The following is a 3,946-nucleotide window of genomic DNA, read 5'->3' as shown; positions in this document are numbered from 1 at the left end:
ATCTCTTTCCAAGAAATATTAGGCTATATCTTTGCACCAATCGCCTTCTTAATGGGGATCCCATGGAAAGATGCTGTTTCTGCTGGCGGCATTATGGCAACTAAATTAGTAACGAATGAATTCGTTGCCATGATCAATCTTGGTGACGTCTCAGCGTCCATGAGTGAACGTACACTGGGCATTATTTCTGTATTCCTTGTATCCTTTGCCAACTTTTCATCCATTGGTATTATTTCCGGGGCAGTGAAAGGGTTGAACGAAAGACAAGGAAATGTTGTTGCACGATTTGGCTTAAAGTTGTTGTACGGCGCTACACTTGTAAGTATCCTAACAGCTATTATTGTTGGATTGATTATTTAAACTGAATATGGGACTATTTTTGAACTGCACTCGACTCGGTTAGTTGGGTGCAGTTTTTCTGTATTGTATCTTCGTAATCGCTATGGGTTGCACATCAAAACAACGACATTTGCAAGATGTAGACAAGAAAGGATGAAAAGAAAGTTAGGTGCTAAGAATGACTGAATATGACCGCTTTGCCCAATTAAAGGCGTTCATGCCCAACACTTATCAAATTAAAAAAACACTCATTTGTTTTAACTCTTAAACAGATGAGTGTTCTTTCAGTTTTTCATCGTTCTGAATAATAGACTGATTCAAATGATTCTGCTCTTGAATGGGATCTATCCATTCCTTCACTTCAAAAAATTTAACGATGTTATTTAATGAAAAAGCCAAAAATACAATAGCACTAAAAAACTAAGTAGAGTGAAACTAAATAGAATTATTAGAGGTAATTTCTCTTTACGTTCTTTGATTCGATTCATTCTAAGAAATAGTACAATACAAAGGGGTAAGTGAAATACCAAAAAGAATAATAGGAACTATAGATAACAAAACTATTCTCCTTTTCTAATAATTAACATTGAGAACCTATCCAGAAAGGATCTGGATTTACTGTACCTGTCCATTTAAAAAATACAAAAGTGTTAAAAGAATTCCGTTTAATCGTTATAAATGAGAAGGATGGACCGAACCTGAAGGTTTCTTTAGTATTTCGTTATACTAATTTAAAAAGGACAAAACATATTAGTCATATAAAATATGTTTTGTCCTTTGATTTATTTTTTTATTTAGGTATTGATAACTATGTTTTAGTAATGCACATTTTAATTTATGTCTCTTTATTTAACGACAATATTGACAAGTTTGCCTGGAATAACGATGACTTTTACTAAGCTCTTTCCTGCCATATATTCTTGTACTTTTTCATCAGCCAACGCCACTTTTTCGATGTCCTCTTTTGAAGCATCTTTTGCTACGACGATTTTAGCACGTACTTTACCCGCATCTTGCACTGCTACTTCTACTTCATCATCCACAAGCTTAGCTTCATCATACGTTGGCCATTGCGCATAAGAAATTGTTCCTTCATTACCTAATAGCTGCCATAATTCTTCAGCAATATGTGGAGCGATTGGTGCTAGCATTTTAACAAAACCTTCCGCATAGGCTGTTGGGATCACATCAACTTTATAGCAATCGTTGATAAATACCATCATTTGTGAAATAGCTGTATTAAAGCGGATGCCTTCATAATCCTCTGTCACTTTTTTCACTGTTTGGTGATAAGCTTTTTCAAGTGTTTGATCGTTAGATACTTGAATTTTAGCAGAGATTGTTCCATCCTCTTCATTGACAAATAGACGCCAGATACGGTCTAAGAAGCGTCGTGCGCCGTCTAAGCCATTTGTAGACCATGCAACAGAAGCCTCAAGTGGTCCCATAAACATTTCATATAAACGTAATGTATCTGCCCCATGCGAATCGATGATTTCATCTGGGTTTACAACATTCCCTTTAGATTTAGACATTTTTTCATTACCTTCACCAAGAATCATACCTTGGTTAAATAATTTTTGGAACGGCTCTTTCGTATGAACAACACCTAAATCATATAACACTTTATGCCAGAAGCGAGCGTATAGTAAATGTAGTACAGCATGCTCAGCCCCACCAATATAAATATCAACTGGTAACCAGCGTTTTAGTAATTCTGGATCAGCAATCGCTTCTGTATTTGTAGGATCGATATAGCGTAAGAAGTACCAGCTAGAGCCTGCCCACTGTGGCATTGTATTTGTTTCACGACGGCCTTTTTTGCCTGTCTCTGGATCTACAACATTCACCCATTCTGCAATATTTGCCAATGGTGATTCACCAGTACCCGATGGACGGATATTATCTGTTTTCGGAAGCATTAATGGTAGTTCCTCTTCTGGAACAGGTGTGATCGTGCCATCTTCCCAATGAATCATTGGAATCGGTTCACCCCAGTAACGTTGACGAGAGAATAACCAGTCACGTAGACGATAAGAGATTTTCTTCTCCCCTACGCCTTTTTGCTCTAACCATTCGATTGCTTTCGCGATGCCATCTACTTTGTTTAAACCATTTAGGAAGTCCGAGTTAATATGTGGACCATCACCAGTAAATGCTTCTTTGCTGATGTCTCCGCCTTCAAGGACAGGTACAATGTCTAAGCCGAACGCTGTTGCAAATTCATAGTCGCGTTCATCATGGGCTGGAACCGCCATAATAGCACCTGTACCGTAAGACACTAGTACATAATCAGCAATCCAAATCGGTACTTTTTTACCGTTAATCGGATTCACTGCATAGGCTCCTGTAAATACACCTGTTTTCTCTTTCGCTAAATCTGTACGCTCAAGGTCAGATTTCATTTTGACCTTTTCTAAATAATCCTCGACAGCTTGGCGTTGTTCAGCAGTAGTAATCTGTTCTACTAATTTATGTTCAGGTGCAAGCACACAGTATGTAGCACCAAATAATGTATCAGGACGTGTTGTAAATACCGTGAAGTTTTGATCTGTACCATCAATATCAAATGTTACTTCTGCCCCTTCTGAACGACCAATCCAGTTACGTTGCATATCTTTAATAGACTCTGGCCAATCTACTTCCTCTAAGTCATCAATTAAACGGTCTGCATATGCCGTAATTTTTAGCATCCATTGTTTCATTGGTCGACGTTCTACTGGATGCCCTCCACGTTCTGATTTCCCATCAATTACCTCTTCATTCGCCAATACAGTACCAAGTGCTGGACACCAGTTCACAGCCACTTCATCGACATAAGCTAAACCTTTTTTATAAAGTTGGATAAAAATCCATTGTGTCCATTTATAATAGTTAGGGTCCGTTGTGTTAATTTCGCGATCCCAATCATAGCTAAAGCCTAGCTCTTGGATTTGACGCTTGAATGTCGCAATATTTTTTGCGGTAAACTCAGCTGGATCATTACCAGTATCAAGTGCATATTGCTCAGCTGGTAAACCAAATGCATCCCAGCCCATTGGGTGTAATACATTGTAGCCTTGCATACGTTTAAAGCGTGAAAGGATATCTGTTGCTGTATATCCTTCTGGATGGCCTACATGAAGTCCAGCACCAGATGGATATGGGAACATATCTAGGGCATAAAATTTAGGCTTCGCTGTTTCATTTTCAGTTTTAAATGTTTTATTATCAGCCCAATATTGCTGCCACTTTTTTTCAATTTGTTGATGATTAAAACTCATTCTTTTTCCTCCTTCGATGGATCATGTTGCTCTTCATCAGAATTGACAAAATATTTAAAAAATAAAAAAACTCGCCCCATTCTTAAAGAAGGGACGAGAGAATTTGTACTCCCGCGGTACCACCCAGATTAGTGATTACACTCGGCTCAAGCTTCCTTAACGCGGAAGAAACGACACACGATATTTCACGCGGGCAGACTCAGAAGGCGAGTTCAACTTGCTTTCTTACTAGCTTTCACCAACCGCTAGCTCTCTAAAAAGAACCACAAATCTACTATTCCTCATCACAGTCTTTACATGATATTGCATTTATTCTAATGGAAAGTATTGAAAAGCACAAGCCT

Annotated in this window: 2 protein-coding genes and 1 other annotated feature; of the genes, one reads left to right on the top strand and one right to left on the bottom strand. The window is 38.2% G+C overall.

The genetic code is table 11. The annotated features are described in order from the left end of the window. Positions 1–360 (top strand): nucleoside transporter C-terminal domain-containing protein (locus tag RT445_RS16890; RefSeq protein WP_313471046.1); only part of this gene is annotated, 360 nt, incomplete at its 5' end. Positions 361–1,184: 824 nt separating this feature from the next. Here RT445_RS16890 and leuS read toward each other — a convergent pair. Continuing rightward, positions 1,185–3,602, bottom strand: a complete 2,418-nt coding sequence (gene leuS, locus RT445_RS16885) for a leucine--tRNA ligase (RefSeq protein WP_313471044.1) — start codon at positions 3,600–3,602, stop codon at positions 1,185–1,187. A gap of 86 nt (positions 3,603–3,688) precedes the next feature. Next, positions 3,689–3,899: a binding site (T-box leader), on the bottom strand. Positions 3,900–3,946: the final 47 nt, after the last annotated feature.

The sequence above is a fragment of the Lysinibacillus sp. genome (assembly GCF_032093475.1).
Taxonomy (GTDB): domain Bacteria; phylum Bacillota; class Bacilli; order Bacillales_A; family Planococcaceae; genus Lysinibacillus; species Lysinibacillus irui.
This window is presented reverse-complemented; position numbering and strand designations above follow the sequence as displayed.

Bases quoted from the DNA above. Each gene is read 5' to 3' on its own strand.
- leuS (WP_313471044.1), bottom strand. From the start codon at position 3,602: ATGAGTTTTAATCATCAACAAATTGAAAAAAAGTGGCAGCAATATTGG.